The organism is Acinetobacter sp. 24-47-64 (assembly GCF_057737055.1).
This window is the reverse complement of record NZ_CM173215.1, coordinates 1,923,976-1,941,684: the sequence shown is the minus strand read 5'-3', so window position 1 is coordinate 1,941,684 and position 17,709 is coordinate 1,923,976. Positions and strand designations below refer to the sequence as shown.

The following is a 17,709-nucleotide window of genomic DNA, read 5'->3' as shown; positions in this document are numbered from 1 at the left end:
AAAAAAAAGAGCCATTTGGCTCTTTTTTTAAGTGTTTGAGATACGTTCTATCAATGTTACGCTCGCTTGGTTTAAACCAATCACACGTACCTGAGTCCCTTGAGCTTCAAATTTAGCTACGACATTCGCTAACATATTGACAGAAGTGATGTCCCAAATATGAGCATAGCTGAGATCTATTTCTACTTGCTTGATATCTTCTTTGAAATCAAAAAATGCATAAAAAATTTCTGCGCTACTGAAAAATATTTGACCTTTCACCGTATAGTAGCGCACGTGATTTTCTAATTCAGATTGAACTTTTACTTCACTCTCGAGTTTATTAATGAGAAATAGGGCTGACAGAATTACACCAATCAATACGCCTAGAGCAAGGTTATGTGTTGCAAGAACAATCATCACGACAGTAAGCATGACAACATTACTTTGCACGGGATGTTTGCGGAAATTTTTTACTGAATCCCAATTAAATGTCGTGAACGCGACCATGATCATAATGGCGACTAAAGCAGCCATAGGAATATAAGCCAACCAATCTTTAAAGAAGACCATGAGACATAGCAAAAAAACACCAGCCACTAATGTCGATAATCTTGTTCTTGCACCTGAGCTGACATTGATGATGGATTGCCCGATCATTGCACATCCAGCCATCCCCCCCATAAAGCCACTTACCATGTTCGCGATCCCTTGACCGCGACATTCTTGATGACGATCTCCTTCAGACTCAGTCATTTCATCAATCACAGTCGTAGTCATCATGGTCTCAAGCAAACCAACTGTGGCGAGCGTGAGAGAGTACGGTAAAATAATAAGTAAAGTGTCGAGATTGAATGGAATTTCAGGAACTAAAAATACAGGCAAGGTATCTGGGAATGCACCTAAATCACTAACTGTTCTCATGTCAGCGCCAAGTAGAAGTGCCAATACACTGAGTACAATAATACACACTAATGGCGATGGTATGATTTTTCCGATTTTGGGTAAATAGGGAAATGCGTAAATGACCAATAAACCAATCGCTAAAAATATATAGCCTAAGCTATTCATTTGAGCAATTTCTGGAAATTGAGCGATAAAAATGAGAATCGCTAAAGCATTTAAGAAACCATAGACCACTGACTGGGAAACAAAACGCATAAGTTTTGCGACTTTGAGATATCCAGCGATAATTTGAATTACACCTGTCAGAATCGTAGCTGCCAATAAATATTGTAATCCGTGTTCTTTAACAAGAGTGATCATCAGCAGCGCCATCGCACCTGTAGCAGCCGAAATCATAGCAGTCCTACCACCAAAGAAGGCGATCGTAACAGCTATACAGAATGAGGCATACAGACCTACCTGAGGATCAACGCCAGCTATCGCCGAAAATGCGATTGACTCTGGAATCAAAGCTAAGCCTACGACTAAGCCTGCAAGTACGTCAGTTCGAATGTTAGAAAACCACTGATCTTTCTTTAAATAAATCACAATTTGCCTTTCACAAAGATGTAGCAGCGCTATGGTAAAACATCACACAAATAAAAGCTGAAAAAAGCTTGAAAATTAATTCAATCTGCACAATATTCATAAGGAGATCATCGATGTTTACGCTTGCTTGCAATTTAAAAAACAGTTCTTATTGAAAAAAAGCGTGAAGCAATTTAAAAATGATAGTAGTTAGATAACAAGGAAAAAGTATGAAGTTGTATTATTCGCCAGGTGCATGTTCACTCGCAGCGCATATTATTTTAAATGAAATTAATGTTGATTTTGATTTGGTTCGTGTCGATCTTAAAACTCATACCACTGAAAAAGGCGAAGATTACTTCGCAATTAATCCTAAAGGCTATGTGCCGGCGCTAGAAATTAATCCTGGCTTAATTTTAACGGAAAATGTCGCAATTTTACCATTTTTGGCACAGCATGATCCTGCTCAAGATTTAATTCCACCTTCTGGATTAGGTCGAGCAAAAGTACTGGAGTGGCTTGGTTATCTAAATTCTGAATTACACGATGCTTATGCAGTGTTTTTCGGTGCACCACTCACGGACGATGCTAAACAAAAAGCGTATGCCGAAGTTGATCGTTTACTGACTTTCATTGATAAAACCATTGGTGAATCTAATAATGATTATTTGGTAGATGATAATTTTGGACCTGCAGATGCGTACTTATTTGTACTCACCAATTGGTCTAATCATATTGAACATGACTTGAGTCCTTATAAAAATATTATTCATATACGCAATAAAGTTGCAGAGCGTCAATCTGTACAGATTGCGATGCGAGATGAAGGATTGATTCCTTAACAGGTAAGGTTTCGTTCCGTTTGTTTCGAGAAAGAGCCGAAAGGCTCTTTTTTTACTCAAAAATTTTCAAAGAAATTTCACAAATATTTTTCAGAAATAGAGAGCATTAAAAAGACAAATTTTTCATCATAATTCGTTTCAGATTCAGTGGTAATTCATTAAATAAGATATCGTTATTCATGATATTTTTTGAACTAAACATTATTTAAGTTGCTGATTTAAATATGATATTTGTATTTTGTATTTAAATCGTTGGACTAAAAAATGAGTTTGAAATTATATTCTTACAACGAATCAGGTAACAGTTATAAAGTACGTCTTTTAGCAGCATTATTGAAAGTGGATCTTGAAATTGTAGAACTAGATTATTTCATTGATGAACAGCATAGTGAGAAATTTTTAAAAATTAATTCTAAAGGTGAAGTGCCAGCATTAGTAGATAGCGATATTGTTTTAACTGATTCTGCCGCAATTTTGGTGTATTTAGCAGGTAAATATTCAGATAAAAACACATGGTGGTCTGAAGATTTAGTAGAACAAGCTAAAATTGTAGATTGGCTTGCCTTTGCTGCCAGTTGGATGCAATTCGGGGTTTTCACGGCACGCGCGATATTGTCTTTCAAAGGTCCATACAATGGTTTGGGATTAGAAAGTACTGAGCAAACATTTAAAGAGGCGAAAATACGTGGTCACAAATCTTTGGCTATTTTAGATGGTGTGCTCAAAGACCGTGAATGGTTAGCGAATAATAGACCAACTATTGCGGATATCGCAGTGTTTGTCTATGTCGCGTTAGCACCTATGGGTGATATTTCTCTAGAGCCTTATCCAAACGTACGCGCTTGGATTGAAAGAATAAAAGATTTACCTAACTTTATCAAAATTGATGGATTGGATGATCCTTTGTATCGTCGAGTGAGTTAAGAAAAAACCCACTTTAAAAAGTGGGTTTTTTTTATTTAAAAAAGTATCCAGTTTCTGGAGAGCTTGCATTTGCCATACGTTTGCGTGGCATACGACCAGCAAGATAAGCCTCGCGTCCAGCTTCAACAGCTTTTTTCATAGCAGAAGCCATTAGAATCGGATTCTGTGCAGCAGCAATTGCAGTGTTCATGAGTACGCCATCACAACCTAATTCCATCGCAATAGCAGCATCACTAGCTGTACCAACCCCAGCATCCACCAATACAGGGACTTTGGCATTTTCTTTGATGATAGAAATGGTATGTGGATTAAGAATACCTAAACCAGAACCAATTAAACTCCCCAAAGGCATAATAGCGACACAGCCCATACTCTCAAGTTCTTGCGCGACGATAGGATCATCAGAGGTATAAACCATGATTTCAAAACCATCATCGATCAATGTTCTTGCAGCTTTTAAGGTTTCAGTAATATTAGGATAAAGCGTTTTTTCATCACCTAATACTTCAAGCTTGACTAAATTGTGACCATCTAAAAGTTCACGTGCGAGCATACAAGTGCGAATGGCACTATTGGCATCAAAGCAACCAGCTGTATTGGGAAGAATGGTGTATTTTTCCGGTGGAATCACTGAGAGTAGGTTAGGTTGATCTGGATTTTGACCAATGTTTACGCGACGGATTGCAACAGTAACGATCTCAGCACCACTGGCTTGGATTGCTAAGTCAGTTTCCTGCATATCCTTATATTTTCCAGTGCCCACTAATAGTCGTGAACTAAATGAACGTGATCCTATGATCAACGGACTATCTTCCATATTTACTCCGAGTTAACCACCGCCAACAGCATGAATTATTTCTATACGGTCAGCATCTGAAATAGGGGTATCTGCTAGTTTACTTTTTGAAATGATCATTTCATTTTTTTCAACAGCAAATCGTTTACCTTCTAGCGATAATTCTTGAACCAGTTCTAATAAGTTTTGGCATTGCGTTTGAATCGACTCGCCATTTAAAAAAATATTCATCAGATGACCTTCAAATTAATGTTGAATTTTGAATGCTTGCCATGCTAAAAGTAGCCAGCCAATAATCATCAATGCTCCACCAAGAGGTGTAATTGCCCCTAACCCGCGCGGGAGCCCTAAAGCCATGAGATATAGAGATCCACAAAATAAAATGATACCGAACTGGATGAAGATAAAGCTGAATTGAGTTGAAAAGTTTGGAATTATTTTTGGTATGAGTGCGAGTATTAATAATCCAATTGCATGATAAAAGAAATAATCAGTTGCAGTCTGCCACCATGTCAGTTGGGCTTCGGTTGCACGAGCTTTAAGGCCATGAGCGCCGAAAGCACCTAGCATTACGGCAAGCGCTAAATTAATGGCTGATATTGAGATCCACATCAGGTTATTCCCAATCGAAAATTGCGTCATACGATAGCATACATGACGTACGATTTTTTTAAACTTGCATAGCGTAAATACAAAAAAAGAGCTTATAGCTCTTTTTTTGTAATCGTATTAATTTGATGACATGGCGATCTTGATCTTGTCCATGGCATTTTTTTCAAGCTGGCGAATACGTTCAGCGGAAACATTATATTCGGCTGCTAATTCATGCAACGTAGACTTATCATCATCTAACCAGCGGCGCTGTAAAATATTGCGTGAACGATCATCCAGCTGATCCATTGCTTCATGTAAAGCAGAGGTGCTCTGAGATTCATAATCTTCTTCCTCTGCTAAACGAGCAGGGTCATAACGATTATCCTCTAAGTAAAGCGCAGGAGCGACATGAACTGAGCTTTCATCATCTTCATCGGATTGAGCTTCGAAGGCTGCGTCATAAGCTGTTAAACGACCTTCCATTTCAAGAACTTGTTCAGCTGTTACATTTAAATCAGCCGCAATAGATTGCGCTTCCTCGAGCGTTAATTTCTTGCTCGATTTTTTTAAGCTTCTTAAGTTGAAGAACAGTTTACGTTGAGCTTTAGTTGTCGCAATTTTAACAATACGCCAGTTACGAATCACATATTCGTGGATTTCAGCTTTAATCCAATGTACTGCAAAAGAAACTAAGCGTACTCCCATATTGGGATCGAAGCGTTTTACGGCTTTCATCAAGCCTAAATTACCTTCTTGGATTAAATCGCCTTGAGGTAAGCCGTAACCTGCGTAACTGCGGGCAATATGCACAACAAAACGAAGGTGGGACATCACCAGCATTTTAGCTGCGTCTAGATCTTGGTCATAAAAATAACGTTCAGCTAACTCTTTTTCTTGTTCAGCTGTCAAAATAGGGATCTGGTTTACAGTACTAATGTAAGCACCTAAATTGACCCCGGGCGCAGACAATGACAGGGGCATCAATTGATTGCTGCTGTCAGTCATGAGTACTCCTTATAGGAAAATAGTTTAAAAAACCAATTACATTCATCTTAATCCTTATAGCATACAGAATTAAGCGAATTTGGGTAGTGAAATGTAAATTTAAATACAATATTTATCCATGATTAATTTAGATGAAAACACCTAAGATTCAATCACGTAATGAAATTCAGAATCCGAAACTTGTTTAAATGCGCATGTCAATTTATGTAGCTGACAATAACGTTGAATATCGATTTGACTGTTCGGATCTGAAGCTTTTAATAAAAATTGCTGAGGTGCACTATTTTGTTTCATCGATTTCTTAAGTAGCAGTAAAGGTAAAGGGCAAGGTTTACCCATCGCATCGATTAACACTTGAGACATAGTAAAACACGAGATTGAATAATAAAGTTGGTCATTATTCTAGCAAAAGTGTGACTTAAGAATAAAATTAAATGATTTAGATGAACTGTTCAAATAAAGTGCAATTTTTGCACTAAATTTGTGTGATTAATATACAAGTTTTAGTTAGATAATTAGCTAAAATTTTTCTATTAATTGTGTTGTACCCATGTTAAGCTCAATGCGTACTTAAGGATTGCGTAGAGAAATTTGTTCTCTAAGCCTTATTTATAATGGATATAACCGGGATTTTGTTAATAGTTTTACAGAATGATTACAAGCTTTGAAATAAAAAATGTTTTAAAATTTGTTTGCTCTGCTGTTTGCAACACCGGGTGGTCCCTTTTCTTACCAACTGAGGATTAACTTATGACAGCTCGCGAACAAGGCGTTGTTAAGTGGTTTAACGATACTAAAGGTTTTGGCTTTATTCAACGCGCAGGCGGTGATGACGTATTCGTTCATTTCCGTGCTATTCAAGGTGAAGGCCACCGTTCACTTCGTGACGGTCAACGCGTAGAATTCAGCGTTGTACAAGGTCAAAAAGGTTTTCAAGCTGAAGAAGTTCAGCCTTTAGACTAATCCTACTTTTCACTGAAAATTAGGTTGCGCTCCAATTTTGATAAATTGGGGCGTTTTTTGTTTATACTATAGACCATTATCAAATATTGATTGTAGAGCCCCTTATATGTCATCAGGTTTCGAAACCCTTAATTTACATCCGCAACTTAAGCAAGCGATTGATGCTTTAGGGTTTAATGAAATGACCCCCATTCAACAGAAAGTATTGAAATATACGTTGGCAGGGCATGATGCAATTGGACGTGCACAAACAGGCACAGGAAAAACCGCAGCATTCTTAATTAGTGTTATTAATGATTTATTGAACAATCCGATACAAACACAGCGTTATCGTGGTGAACCCCGTGCTCTAATTATGGCACCAACGCGTGAGCTTGCGATTCAAATTGAAAACGATGCACGTGATCTGACTAAGTTTACCGACTTAAATGTTGTGACTTTGGTGGGTGGTGTAGACTTCGATAAGCAAAAAAAACAACTGGATGAAAATTTCGTAGATATTCTTGTCGCGACACCAGGTCGTTTGATTGATTTTACTGAACAAAAAGAAATTTGGTTGGATCAAATTGAATTTTTAGTCATTGATGAGGCAGATCGTTTACTGGATATGGGATTTATTCCTTCTGTTAAACGCATTGTGCGATTCTCTCCACGCAAAGAACAACGTCAAACTTTAATGTTCTCTGCTACGTTTAGTTATGATGTACTCAATCTTGCTCAACAATGGTTATTTGAACCTGTTACTGTCGAAATTGAGCCTGAGAAAAAAACCAATGCTGACGTAGAGCAACGTGTTTATGTGGTTGGGAAATCAGATAAATACAAATTGCTGCAAGAAATATTGCGTGATGAGCCCATTGAAAAGGTTATGATATTTGCAAACCGCCGTGATCAGGTCCGTAAGCTGTATGATCATCTTAAGCGTGATGGTTACAAGGTAGTGATGTTATCTGGTGAAATCGCGCAAGATAAACGTTTAAAGATGTTGGATCAATTTAAAAATGGCAAACACAACATTATGATCGCAACAGATGTGGCTGGTCGAGGTATTCATGTGGATGGTGTGTCACACGTGATTAATTTTACTCTGCCTGAGCAGTCTGATGATTATGTACACCGTATAGGTCGTACAGGTCGAGCAGGAACAAGAGGGGTGAGTATCAGTTTCTTGTCAGAAGATGATGCTTTTTATTTACCTGAGATCGAAAAAGCGATTGGTCAAAAGATTCCATTGACACGTTTAGATGGTTATTGCTAATTGCTCAATAAAAAAAAGTCCCATCAAAGGGACTTTTTTTATAGGAAATTTTAGCGAGTTGAATTACAGCTGAAGGTGATTGTTGTTTGGTAGTCAGTGTCTTTTTCGATTGTATTTTTAGTACCAATCACAGAGCCAAGAACTGATGAAGCTGCAGTAATAAGTTTACCAGTCTGTTCATCCACAACACCTTTTAGTGCGCCGTTATATTCAGTTTTTTCGTCAATTAAGACAGGTGCAGAATTCTTACCACAAGTTTTGTTCGCGGCAGAAATTGCATTATTTTTTGCAAGAACTTGGGTTTTGCCTAATCCTGACACTTCATATTGATTGTTTGGTTTTTGAATAGCAAGTGTTTCAGTAGGTGTTGATGCACAAGCACTCAGGAGAATTGTTGCAGTAGCTACAGAAGCCAATGTCATTAATTTTTTCATTTTATTTTTCCTCTAGCGTTGCAATATTAAGTTTGGAGCTCAGTCATGTATGCTAGGGCTTAAATTCCAAAGAATTAAGCATGTTTTGTATCGATTTTGAAGTAAAATGCCTGATTTATGTTTGATTGTAATTATGCTGGATGCCTCGTGTATAAGTATAACTGTAGAGTAGTTTTCAATGTTTATGCTAAGCTTAAGTACATAGTGTTAGTTTAAAGATTAGTCTTCAAATGTCAGATCAATTTTCTCAAGTAGTGCATGACAATATTCATCAGCGTCAATCCGTTGGTCATTTGGTAGAACCTCATCCTAACGCAGAACAATTAGAATTAGCTTTTAAAGCCGCTTTAACCGCACCCGATCATCATCGTCTGAAACCGACGCAATTTATTGTTGTGAAAGGAGAGCAACGTGAAGCATTTGGTGTTTTACTCAGTGAAGCAGTAGCAGACCTTGGTGAAACTGATTCAATTCAAATTGAACGCGTACGTCATCATCCTATGCGTGCACCTATGCTGATTATCGCTGTAACACGATTTCATGATCATGCGAAAGTTCCATATTTTGAGCAAACTTTAAGTTCAGGCGCTGCAATACAAAATCTTTTGCTCAGTTTACAAGCTCAGGGTTTCAATACCATGTGGCGCAGTGGTGCTGTTGTGGAGTCAGATCTATTTAAAAGAAAGCTTGGGCTACAAACGCATGATTTAATTTCAGGTATCATTTATGTAGGGACTGCTTTTAAGGCGATTGCACCACGCGCTGAGATTGAAACAGATGCATTCGTCAGTTTTTGGCAGCCGTAATTGCAACATTGCAAATTTAACGATTAGAAAAAGAATGTTTAGGATTTAAAAGAATGTCGGAATTAAAGTTTTCAGATTTGGTCGAGCCAGTTGCAATTGATCATAAAACAGCATTGCGCGTTACGATTCTTGGTGGTGGTAGTTTTGGTACAGCCATGGCGAATACGGCAGTACGAAATGGTTGTGATACCATGATTTGGATCCGTGATGAGGAAATTGCGAATGAAATCAATCGAACACATGTAAATTCAAGATATTTGCCAGATTATAACCTTGAGCCAGCATTAAAAGCAGAATCCAATCTTGAAAAAGCTGTTCGAGATCGAGACATTATTTTGGTTGCTATTCCGAGCCATTCATTCCGAGATGTACTCAAAAAGATTAAGCCCTTTATCACCGCTCAGGCAGTTGTATCACTCACAAAAGGGATTGAAGCTAAAACCTTTAGTTTCATGAGTGATATTATTCGTGAAGAGCTTCCAGAAGTGCCTTATGGCGTCCTTTCGGGCCCAAATCTAGCGAAAGAAATTATGTCAGGAATGCCTGCTGGAACAGTGATTGCCAGCCATTCTGAATTGGTGAGATATGCAGTGCAACAAGCATTACACAGTGCACTATTTCGTGTATTTGGAAGCGATGATGTACATGGCGTGGAGCTTGGAGGTGCACTTAAAAATATCTATGCTGTCGCAATGGGGATGGCTGCAGCTTATAACGTTGGCGAAAATACCAAAAGCATGATTTTGACACGTGCGTTGGCGGAAATGAGTCGCTTCGCTGTACAGCTAGGTGCAAATCCACTGACATTCTTAGGTTTGTCTGGTGTTGGCGATTTATTCGCAACGTGTAATAGTCCCTTAAGTCGAAATTATCAAGTTGGATTTGCTTTAGGTTCAGGTAAAACCTTAGAGCAGGCAACGACGGAACTGGGGCAAACAGCTGAAGGGATTAATACCATTGTGCAAGTGAATGCAAGAGCCAAAGAGCTTGATGTCTATATGCCAATCACCACAGCACTCTATGAAGTGATTTATGAAGGTGCACCACCATTACATATTGCATTATCTTTGATGAAGAATGGTCATCGAAGTGATGTTGAATTCGTATTGCCGCATCATAAAGTTTAAGATTAATGAATGGTTTATCATCATTGTCATAATGTTTAGATATGATGGATGACACATGGTTTAGGGAAAACAAATGCAACTCACTTTAGTTCGTCATGGTGAAGCCGCTCCACCAATTAATGGTAATGACTCGAAACGACCACTGACTGAGCGGGGTCATATTCAAGCTGAACAAACTGCGCACTTTTTAAAAGACGTAGTAGCACCTGATATATTTGTAGTGAGTACTTTGCTCAGGGCGCAGGAAACTTTAAAACATATACAGCAACTCTTTCCAAATGTTGAAGTTTTAGTATGTGATAAAATTAAACCTGACGATGATGCTAAAGTTGCAGTTGAGTGGTTATCTCAACTACCTTTTGAGAATATTGTGGTTGTATGTCATATGAATGTTGTGGCATATATTGAAGAAATTATTACGTCTGAATTTTTTAATCCTTTTGCACTTGCTGAAGCGCGGATTTATGATCAGACAGTCATTGCTGCGGGACTTTCCACAAAATTAAAACATTTTGTACCGTCAGCTTAATAACCATAAGTGTTTAATGAATAAAACGGCAGAATAAAATTAATGTTGTATTTATGGATGCCAGTGTCGAATGGGGTTTGGCTCTGGTCAAATGGTGAAAATTGGAATTCATCAACAACGCTAGAAGAGTTAATTCAAGATACTCAACCGTATCATGGACAAGAAGCTGTTGTATTCTTTTCAAGCCATGATGTGCAAATTATTGAACAGAATATGCCCAAAGCGCAATTCAAGCAAATTGGAAGCGAAGGTGCTAAATATTTACTTGAAGAATATACCATTCACTCCATTGATCAGATGAAAGTGCTCACTCAATTTGAGGCACCAGATCAATTGTCAGTAATGGGGATCAGTCAATACCAAGTTCAAACAATGCAACATGCTCTGAACTTGATTCCGGTGAAAGTGGTTGCGCTATTACCCGATTTTTTGGTCTTACCAGTGCCAGAAAAGGGACAAACCATTTTAGCCAATATTCATGGGCATTTATTGGCGAGAACAGGATCAAGTCAAGGTTTTGCGATTGATGATTTAGCATTGTTTTTGGATCTATTGCCAAAGCCTATACATATTTTGCATGATCGGTTAAATGATGATCAGATGATGAGTTTGATTCATGCAACGGAACAAAATGAGCGGGAAAGCTTTAATTATGTATTTAAAGCTGAAAAAAAATTAAAGAATCATCCATTCAATGTTTTGCCTAAAGCAAAAAACACAGAGGGTGGAATCTCAGGCTATTGGAAAGCATGTGCAGCACTGCTTGTGGGCTTGCTTGTAGTGCAATTCAGTTATGATTTAGTGCGTTGGGTAAAGTTAAAAAAAGTATCTGATCAAACGGCTTTGGTTGCGGTAGAGCAATATCAATCTTGGTTTGGACCCAATAGTCGTCTCAATGAGCAAAATTTGCGAAGCCAATTTGAAAGTAATTTGCGGATGAGTAAACCTGCAAATACTGAGGTCTTACAGTTAATCAGCCGTGTAGGTCCGATTTTAATGCAACATCAAATTATCGCAAATCGTGTTTCTTATGAAGCATCTGGTTTAAGTATGGATTTGGTGGCGGACTCATCCGAAAAATTACAAAATCTAATTCAGCAAATGAATCAGCAAGGCTTCAAAGCTGAACTTGGGAATGTGCAAACTCAGGATAAAATGGTCGTTGGTTTGGTGAAAGTACAATAATGAAAACTTTAGAAAAATTTCAAAATCAATTTGATCAATTATTTGAAAAGATTGATGACTATTTATCGTCATTGAGTGTACGTGAGCGTGTACTTGTCATCGCTGCAACGATTATCGTTGTCGTCGCATTGATTGGTTCTGCTTTGTGGAAAATGCATGAAGCAGCAGATAATCAGCAAAAAAGATTGAATGAACTGAAAGACACATTGGTGTGGATGCAATCCAATGTGGTGACAATGAAATCTTCAACAGATTTAAGCCTAACACCTTCGGATAAAATTCAGCGTGTGGCACAACAAGCAGGATTATCTGTGGTCACACAACCAAGCGATAATAAATTGATGATCAGTGCTGAGCATGAAAACTACGCGATCCTCGCAAATTTTCTTACCCAATTGGTTCAAATGGGTTTAAGTGTTGAAAAATTGGAACTTATTAAGTCTGGAGCTGCGATTAAATTAACAGCATCAGTACAGTAAGTGGTGAAAATAAACCTATGACAGGCATAGCGTTTTGGGCATACTCAGCCTATAATGTGGCAACTTAAAAAACCGCAGTTTTTGAGATATGTTATATTCGCTTGCTCGTCCATTTCTATTTTCATTGGCGCCTGAGCGTGCACATGATTTGACATTATCAATGCTTAAATCGACATATAAGTTTGGCATAATGCGTCAAAAAATAGACCCAAAGCCAGTGACTTGTATGGGTATTCAATTTCCAAACCCAGTTGGTTTGGCTGCAGGTTTAGATAAAAATGGTGCATATATTGATGCACTTGCGAGTTTAGGTTTTGGTTTTATCGAAATTGGAACCATTACCCCTCGACCTCAGTCTGGTAATCCTCAACCGCGTTTATTCCGCCTTCCAGAGGCTCAAGCGATTATTAATCGTATGGGTTTTAATAATGATGGTGTAGATAAGCTGGTTGAGAATGTTAAAGCAGCAAATTATAAAGGTGTATTAGGCATCAATATCGGTAAAAATGCCGATACAGCAGTTGAAGATGCTGTAACTGATTATCTAATTTGTTTAGAAAAAGTTTATAATTATGCATCTTATATTACTGTTAATATTTCATCTCCGAATACCAAGAACTTACGTAGTTTACAAAGTGGACATGCATTAACAGAACTTCTTGAAACTTTAAAAAATCGTCAACTTGAACTTGCTGAACAATATCAACACTATGTTCCACTGGTATTAAAGGTTGCCCCAGATTTAACTGAGTCAGATATTGAATTTATTGCATCTCAATTAATTCAATTTAAAATTGATGGTCTGATTGTGACCAATACGACTTTGTCACGTGAGGGTGTAGAAAATTTAGCGCATGGTGATGAAGCAGGTGGTTTATCTGGTGCGCCTGTATTTGAAAAAAGTACACAATGTCTATCTGCATTTTCAAAATTACTTCAAGGTCAAATCCCATTGATTGGTGTTGGTGGTATTCTTAGTGGTGATCAAGCCGCGACTAAACAGCAAACGGGTGCGCAATTGGTTCAAATTTACAGTGGTCTAATTTATACAGGGCCAAAACTGATTAAAGATTGCGTACAAGCTATGACCTAATCTATGAATACCATCGATATCTTTATACTGATTATTCTGCTCATTGGAGGGCTTAACGGTTTGCGTCAAGGATTCGTTAAAGCCTTTGCGAACTTGGTAGGATGGATTTTTGCACTCATTATGGGTGCAAAATTTGCGGGTCAAATTGCGCCTTCAATGTCCGCACTCAGTCAAGATCCTGTGGTTCAAAAAATAGCGGCATTTGCTTTTATTGTTCTGATTATTGTTGTTTTGACTTGGATCGTCACTGCAATATTAAATCGGTTGCTGAAAAGCTTAAAGCTTGGTCCATTAAATCGATTGGCAGGTGGTGCATTTGGCACCTTGAAAGGTCTCTTAATCGTCCTCATTACTATGCAAGGGATTGGTTCATTTGTAGAGAGCTCTCCACATTGGAAACAATCTAAGTTTATTCAAACTTTATTGCCTTACGCGCCTTTAGCGACTGAGTACACCAAAGAGACAGCGTCAAAAGCTTTAAGTCATATGAAATCAGAAGAGTCGAATCAATCATCAGATTCTTCTCGTCAATCATCTTCTGAACAAGATGATTCGTCATCTCATTCAACGAATAATCCTTTTTATTAATCCTAGCTTGTCTGCGAGGTTGCTATGTGTGGAGTTGTTGGTATAGCTGGTAAATCACCTGTTAACCAAATGTTGTTTGATGCATTAACGATGTTACAACATCGTGGACAAGATGCTGCAGGGATTGTGACATGCCATAATGGTCGTCTCTTTTTGAGAAAAGACAATGGCATGGTGCGTGATGTATTTCATACACGTCATATGCGTGCATTGTTAGGTAATTACGGAATTGGTCATGTCCGATATCCAACAGCTGGCTCATCGAGTAGCGCTGAAGCACAACCATTTTACGTAAACTCTCCTTATGGTATTACTTTAGCGCACAATGGTAATTTAACCAATGCTGACGAGATTCATGATGATCTGTTTAAAACAGATTTACGTCACATGAATACTGATTCAGATTCAGAAGTGTTATTAAACGTTTTTGCACATGAATTACAAAAACGCGGCAAACTTACACCGACTGCGGATGATATTTTCCATGTAGTCACTCGTGTGCATGAGCGTTGTAAAGGTGGTTATGCTGTTGTTGCGATGATCACAGGTCATGGTTTAGTTGGCTTCCGTGATCCAAATGGTATTCGACCTTTAATTTTGGGATCGCGTGATACCGATGATGGTGTTGAATATATTCTTGCTTCCGAATCAGTTGCTTTAACAGCGCTTGGTTTTAAAGTTGAACGTGATGTGATGCCAGGTGAAGCAATTTTTATTGATGATGCGGGTAATCTATTCACGAAGCAATGTGCGGCTAACCCACATCATAGCCCATGTATTTTTGAGTATGTTTATTTTGCTCGTCCAGATGCCATCATTGATGGAATTTCGGTATACAAAGCACGTTTGAAAATGGGTGAGAAGTTGGCGCAGAAAATCCTGCGTGAATGGAGTGAGGACCATGACATTGATGTTGTCATTCCTATTCCAGATACTTCGCGTACATCCGCTTTAGAACTTGCCAATACACTCGGTGTGAAATTCCGTGAAGGTTTCATGAAAAACCGTTATATCGGTCGTACCTTCATTATGCCGGGTCAGCAGTTGCGTAAAAAGTCTGTACGTCAAAAGCTCAATCCAGTTGAATTAGAGTTTAAAGATAAGAACGTATTGCTTGTAGATGACTCAATTGTGCGTGGCACAACGTGTAATGAGATTATTCAAATGGCGCGTGACGCCGGTGCTAAAAAAGTTTTCTTTGCATCGGCTGCACCAATGGTGAAATACCCGAATGTCTACGGTATTGATATGCCAGTTAAAAACGAATTAATTGCTTCAAATCGTGATGTTGAAGAAATTCGTGAAATGATTGGTGCTGATCGTTTGATTTTCCAAGATTTGGAAGATTTAAAGCAAGCTGTTCGTACGAAAAAAGTACCTGAGTTAACTGACTTTGACTGCTCAGTATTTGACGGTATTTACGTTGCGGGTAACATTGATGAGTCATATCTCGATGGTTTAGAGCGCAAGCGTAATGACTCTGCCAAGAAAACCAAAGATGGTTATATCGATCTAAATATTGATGCAGCCTCAGTTGATCTGAGTGGTATTAAAGAAAATTAATTTATAGTTTTCTATTTGAAAAAGCGGGTATTTCCCGCTTTTTTAATTTATGATCACAACACAATGTAATGAGGAAATTTTACATTGAAAGATGTGAGTGGTTACTTTATTAAAAACAAAAATATGCTGTGGTCATTAAGCGTATGTTTAATTGTTATTGTGCTCGCAATTATCATTTTAAACACGACGCTCGGATTGTTGGTTCATTATATTGATCCTTCTGAGTCCATTTGGTGGCATTTTCTCAGTCCATATATGATGGTGCTATTGATTAGCATTATCGGTGGTTCTGTCGTTTATGAGTTTTATGTCTTCCGCTCGGGTGGTCATACGCTCGCAAAACAATTGAAAGCACGACAACTCACTTTTATTGAAAGTACTCCAGAAGAAAGTACAGCGCTTAGGCTTGCTGAAAAATTAGCACATCGTTTCTCAATTGATACACCTACACTCTATGTCTTACCCGATGAAATAGGGGTTAATGCACTGACTGCGGGTTTTCATCCCAAAGATACTGTGATTATTCTGACTTGGGGGGCGCTACAAAATCTCGATGAGTTAGAGCTTTATGGATTGTTGGGTCATGAATTCCATAAAATTTTATCGGGTGAAACTCGAGAAAATACTCGTCTTAAAATTTTATACAGTGGGTTAATTACCTTTAGTCAATGGGGCAGTAAAATCGCGAAGCAGGGATTTCGACGTAATCGGGATCAATTGAGAGATAGTTTGGAAACAACTTTTGTGGCGATCGGTGGAGTCATATGGTTAATTGGTAGTTTAGGCGTCTTTATTACGCGTCTGATGAAATATATTACTTTGGGTAGTCGAACATTGTATAACGATGCAATGACAAGACAATTATTGAGTAGTAATGCAAATATTCAAACCTTATTAAGAATCTATGTTCATCACGCAGGATCACAGATTCATAGTGAATATTCTGAAGCTATTTCTCATATGTGCTTTGCTAACTCACTTAGTCCTCAAAGTTGGTTGAATATCCAACCTTGTATTCAAGATCGTATATATGAATTAAATCCGAATTTACTTGAAGATATTCAATTAGAAAATTTACAAAAATTACGAAATCAACCACTATTTAGTTTAATGCGTTCTTTAGAGGAGTCTATTGCTGAAGAATATAATCCATGGATGTCACCACAGCCACTTCCATTATTACGATTATCACCGATCAGCTTTGCAATTAAGGATGCCATCAAACCCTTAAATAGTGAAGTTAGACAGCAGATGAAACGTCCAGAACTCATTCAAAGGGCTTTGCAAACTTCGACTGGTGCGCGTGAAGTGATGGTTGCGATTTTAATGATTCGGCAGTACCGTGAATTTATTCCTTCGGATGCGCCTGTGAGTCGTGCAATTGTCGACTCACTGTTAAATATAGATGGACGAGTGCATATTCAAATTTTTCATGAGGCATGTAAGCAGTTGGGAAATATGCCTGCTACAAGTGCGCGTCAGTTTATTACTAAATTGGCTAAAATTATTCAAGAAGATGGTGAAATTGGACTTTTGGATGCTTTGCTGATTGAAAAGGTGAAGTCTCAACTGGATTTATTGCCAATACATCGTCCAACATCAATCGAGGATGCTAAGCCGCAAATTGTTAGGCTAATAGATGCGTTATTACATGTTCAGCAGTTAAATACTGCTAATCAGCTTGAAGTTAGAACCCAAATCTTAGAAAGAATTTTAGCTCGTGATGAAATTGAGTTTTATGAAGAAATTTCAGATGAACCTATCGACTTAGGTGAAATTCTCAATGATATTGCTGGATTATTGTTGAGAGATCGGTTGAGTATTTTGGGTGTTGCTGAATTATGTTTATGGAATGATCGAATCATTACACAAGATGAGTTAGATGTACTTGAATTATTATATTGGCGACTTGGATTTGAAAGTGATGAAATTGTGGATCAAATGCATAAGAAAAATAGCGTTATTATTGTTTAGCTATCAATGCATTCTGAGTTTAAAAGGCGCAAGGATATTAATGCGTCAGAAATGAAATTAAGTTATGATTGTTTGCGGATTAAAAGTTCAGTAAAAG

Annotated in this window: 20 protein-coding genes; 13 read left to right on the top strand and 7 right to left on the bottom strand. The window is 38.0% G+C overall.

Going from position 1 to position 17,709, the window contains the following annotated elements:
* Positions 1-27: 27 nt before the first annotated feature.
* Positions 28-1,473, bottom strand: coding sequence for a SulP family inorganic anion transporter (locus AC1M85_RS09330; RefSeq protein ID WP_488212943.1), 1,446 nt, complete (start codon positions 1,471-1,473; stop codon positions 28-30).
* 209 nt (positions 1,474-1,682) lie between these two features.
* Between AC1M85_RS09330 and AC1M85_RS09325 the strand changes: the two genes are divergently transcribed.
* Entirely contained in the window at positions 1,683-2,294 is a 612-nt protein-coding gene (locus AC1M85_RS09325; protein WP_092766135.1) for a glutathione binding-like protein, read from the top strand.
* Positions 2,295-2,558: 264 nt separating this feature from the next.
* Positions 2,559-3,218 (top strand): glutathione S-transferase family protein, encoded by a 660-nt coding sequence (locus AC1M85_RS09320; protein ID WP_488212942.1) that lies wholly within the window; start codon positions 2,559-2,561, stop codon positions 3,216-3,218.
* A 31-nt stretch (positions 3,219-3,249) separates the two neighbouring features.
* Here the strand turns inward: AC1M85_RS09320 and AC1M85_RS09315 are convergent, their stop codons facing one another.
* The 5 genes from AC1M85_RS09315 to AC1M85_RS09295 all read right to left on the bottom strand — a co-directional run bounded on the left by AC1M85_RS09315 (position 3,250) and on the right by AC1M85_RS09295 (position 5,976).
* Positions 3,250-4,035 (bottom strand): thiazole synthase, encoded by a 786-nt coding sequence (locus AC1M85_RS09315; protein WP_092766137.1) that lies wholly within the window; start codon positions 4,033-4,035, stop codon positions 3,250-3,252.
* A gap of 12 nt (positions 4,036-4,047) precedes the next feature.
* Entirely contained in the window at positions 4,048-4,245 is a 198-nt protein-coding gene (thiS, locus tag AC1M85_RS09310) for a sulfur carrier protein ThiS (RefSeq protein ID WP_035265912.1), read from the bottom strand.
* A gap of 15 nt (positions 4,246-4,260) precedes the next feature.
* On the bottom strand, positions 4,261-4,626 hold the full coding sequence (locus AC1M85_RS09305; protein WP_035265913.1) for a DUF423 domain-containing protein: 366 nt from the start codon (positions 4,624-4,626) through the stop codon (positions 4,261-4,263).
* A 117-nt stretch (positions 4,627-4,743) separates the two neighbouring features.
* Entirely contained in the window at positions 4,744-5,613 is an 870-nt protein-coding gene (gene rpoH / locus AC1M85_RS09300) for an RNA polymerase sigma factor RpoH (protein ID WP_035265916.1), read from the bottom strand.
* A gap of 141 nt (positions 5,614-5,754) precedes the next feature.
* Positions 5,755-5,976 carry a sulfurtransferase TusA family protein gene (locus tag AC1M85_RS09295; RefSeq protein ID WP_035265917.1) on the bottom strand — a complete coding sequence of 74 codons (222 nt, stop codon included), beginning with the start codon at positions 5,974-5,976 and terminating at the stop codon, positions 5,755-5,757.
* Positions 5,977-6,363: 387 nt separating this feature from the next.
* Here AC1M85_RS09295 and AC1M85_RS09290 point away from each other — a divergent pair, with 387 nt between their 5' ends.
* Positions 6,364-6,576, top strand: a complete 213-nt coding sequence (locus AC1M85_RS09290) for a cold-shock protein (protein WP_004824348.1) — start codon at positions 6,364-6,366, stop codon at positions 6,574-6,576.
* Between the two features lie 106 nt (positions 6,577-6,682).
* A complete protein-coding gene (gene rhlB, locus AC1M85_RS09285; RefSeq protein WP_092766139.1) occupies positions 6,683-7,834 on the top strand; it encodes an ATP-dependent RNA helicase RhlB in 1,152 nt (383 codons plus the stop codon).
* Between the two features lie 50 nt (positions 7,835-7,884).
* Here the strand turns inward: rhlB and AC1M85_RS09280 are convergent, their stop codons facing one another.
* On the bottom strand, positions 7,885-8,268 hold the full coding sequence (locus tag AC1M85_RS09280; RefSeq protein ID WP_481595500.1) for a hypothetical protein: 384 nt from the start codon (positions 8,266-8,268) through the stop codon (positions 7,885-7,887).
* 230 nt (positions 8,269-8,498) lie between these two features.
* Between AC1M85_RS09280 and AC1M85_RS09275 the strand changes: the two genes are divergently transcribed.
* The 9 genes from AC1M85_RS09275 to AC1M85_RS09235 all read left to right on the top strand — a co-directional run bounded on the left by AC1M85_RS09275 (position 8,499) and on the right by AC1M85_RS09235 (position 17,612).
* Positions 8,499-9,074 carry a nitroreductase family protein gene (locus tag AC1M85_RS09275; protein ID WP_035268783.1) on the top strand — a complete coding sequence of 192 codons (576 nt, stop codon included), beginning with the start codon at positions 8,499-8,501 and terminating at the stop codon, positions 9,072-9,074.
* A 53-nt stretch (positions 9,075-9,127) separates the two neighbouring features.
* Complete coding sequence (locus AC1M85_RS09270) at positions 9,128-10,201, top strand: NAD(P)H-dependent glycerol-3-phosphate dehydrogenase (RefSeq protein WP_488212941.1); 1,074 nt, start codon at positions 9,128-9,130, stop codon at positions 10,199-10,201.
* A 73-nt stretch (positions 10,202-10,274) separates the two neighbouring features.
* A complete protein-coding gene (locus AC1M85_RS09265) occupies positions 10,275-10,730 on the top strand; it encodes a phosphoglycerate mutase family protein (protein ID WP_488212940.1) in 456 nt (151 codons plus the stop codon).
* A 42-nt stretch (positions 10,731-10,772) separates the two neighbouring features.
* Positions 10,773-11,915 (top strand): type II secretion system protein GspL, encoded by a 1,143-nt coding sequence (gene gspL, locus AC1M85_RS09260; RefSeq protein WP_488212939.1) that lies wholly within the window; start codon positions 10,773-10,775, stop codon positions 11,913-11,915.
* Complete coding sequence (locus AC1M85_RS09255) at positions 11,915-12,394, top strand: type II secretion system protein M (RefSeq protein WP_180027608.1); 480 nt, start codon at positions 11,915-11,917, stop codon at positions 12,392-12,394. The genes gspL and AC1M85_RS09255 overlap by 1 nt, the downstream gene beginning before the upstream one ends.
* A gap of 88 nt (positions 12,395-12,482) precedes the next feature.
* A complete protein-coding gene (locus AC1M85_RS09250; protein WP_488212938.1) occupies positions 12,483-13,487 on the top strand; it encodes a quinone-dependent dihydroorotate dehydrogenase in 1,005 nt (334 codons plus the stop codon).
* A gap of 3 nt (positions 13,488-13,490) precedes the next feature.
* Positions 13,491-14,075, top strand: a complete 585-nt coding sequence (locus AC1M85_RS09245) for a CvpA family protein (protein WP_179998321.1) — start codon at positions 13,491-13,493, stop codon at positions 14,073-14,075.
* Between the two features lie 24 nt (positions 14,076-14,099).
* The gene (purF, locus tag AC1M85_RS09240; protein WP_035268762.1) at positions 14,100-15,638 is read left to right on the top strand and encodes an amidophosphoribosyltransferase; all 1,539 of its coding nucleotides are present in this window, start codon (positions 14,100-14,102) and stop codon (positions 15,636-15,638) included.
* 84 nt (positions 15,639-15,722) lie between these two features.
* The gene (locus tag AC1M85_RS09235; RefSeq protein ID WP_481611374.1) at positions 15,723-17,612 is read left to right on the top strand and encodes a M48 family metalloprotease; all 1,890 of its coding nucleotides are present in this window, start codon (positions 15,723-15,725) and stop codon (positions 17,610-17,612) included.
* Positions 17,613-17,709: the final 97 nt, after the last annotated feature.

Coding starts and splice junctions, on each gene's coding strand:
- thiS (WP_035265912.1), bottom strand. CDS start 4,245: ATGAATATTTTTTTAAATGGCGAGTCGATTCAAACGCAATGCCAAAAC.
- AC1M85_RS09250 (WP_488212938.1), top strand. CDS start 12,483: ATGTTATATTCGCTTGCTCGTCCATTTCTATTTTCATTGGCGCCTGAG.
- AC1M85_RS09255 (WP_180027608.1), top strand. CDS start 11,915: ATGAAAACTTTAGAAAAATTTCAAAATCAATTTGATCAATTATTTGAA.
- AC1M85_RS09315 (WP_092766137.1), bottom strand. CDS start 4,035: ATGGAAGATAGTCCGTTGATCATAGGATCACGTTCATTTAGTTCACGA.
- AC1M85_RS09275 (WP_035268783.1), top strand. CDS start 8,499: ATGTCAGATCAATTTTCTCAAGTAGTGCATGACAATATTCATCAGCGT.
- AC1M85_RS09280 (WP_481595500.1), bottom strand. CDS start 8,268: ATGAAAAAATTAATGACATTGGCTTCTGTAGCTACTGCAACAATTCTC.
- AC1M85_RS09295 (WP_035265917.1), bottom strand. CDS start 5,976: ATGTCTCAAGTGTTAATCGATGCGATGGGTAAACCTTGCCCTTTACCT.
- rhlB (WP_092766139.1), top strand. CDS start 6,683: ATGTCATCAGGTTTCGAAACCCTTAATTTACATCCGCAACTTAAGCAA.
- gspL (WP_488212939.1), top strand. CDS start 10,773: ATGTTGTATTTATGGATGCCAGTGTCGAATGGGGTTTGGCTCTGGTCA.
- AC1M85_RS09270 (WP_488212941.1), top strand. CDS start 9,128: ATGTCGGAATTAAAGTTTTCAGATTTGGTCGAGCCAGTTGCAATTGAT.
- AC1M85_RS09320 (WP_488212942.1), top strand. CDS start 2,559: ATGAGTTTGAAATTATATTCTTACAACGAATCAGGTAACAGTTATAAA.
- AC1M85_RS09305 (WP_035265913.1), bottom strand. CDS start 4,626: ATGTGGATCTCAATATCAGCCATTAATTTAGCGCTTGCCGTAATGCTA.
- rpoH (WP_035265916.1), bottom strand. CDS start 5,613: ATGACTGACAGCAGCAATCAATTGATGCCCCTGTCATTGTCTGCGCCC.
- AC1M85_RS09290 (WP_004824348.1), top strand. CDS start 6,364: ATGACAGCTCGCGAACAAGGCGTTGTTAAGTGGTTTAACGATACTAAA.
- purF (WP_035268762.1), top strand. CDS start 14,100: ATGTGTGGAGTTGTTGGTATAGCTGGTAAATCACCTGTTAACCAAATG.
- AC1M85_RS09245 (WP_179998321.1), top strand. CDS start 13,491: ATGAATACCATCGATATCTTTATACTGATTATTCTGCTCATTGGAGGG.
- AC1M85_RS09265 (WP_488212940.1), top strand. CDS start 10,275: ATGCAACTCACTTTAGTTCGTCATGGTGAAGCCGCTCCACCAATTAAT.
- AC1M85_RS09325 (WP_092766135.1), top strand. CDS start 1,683: ATGAAGTTGTATTATTCGCCAGGTGCATGTTCACTCGCAGCGCATATT.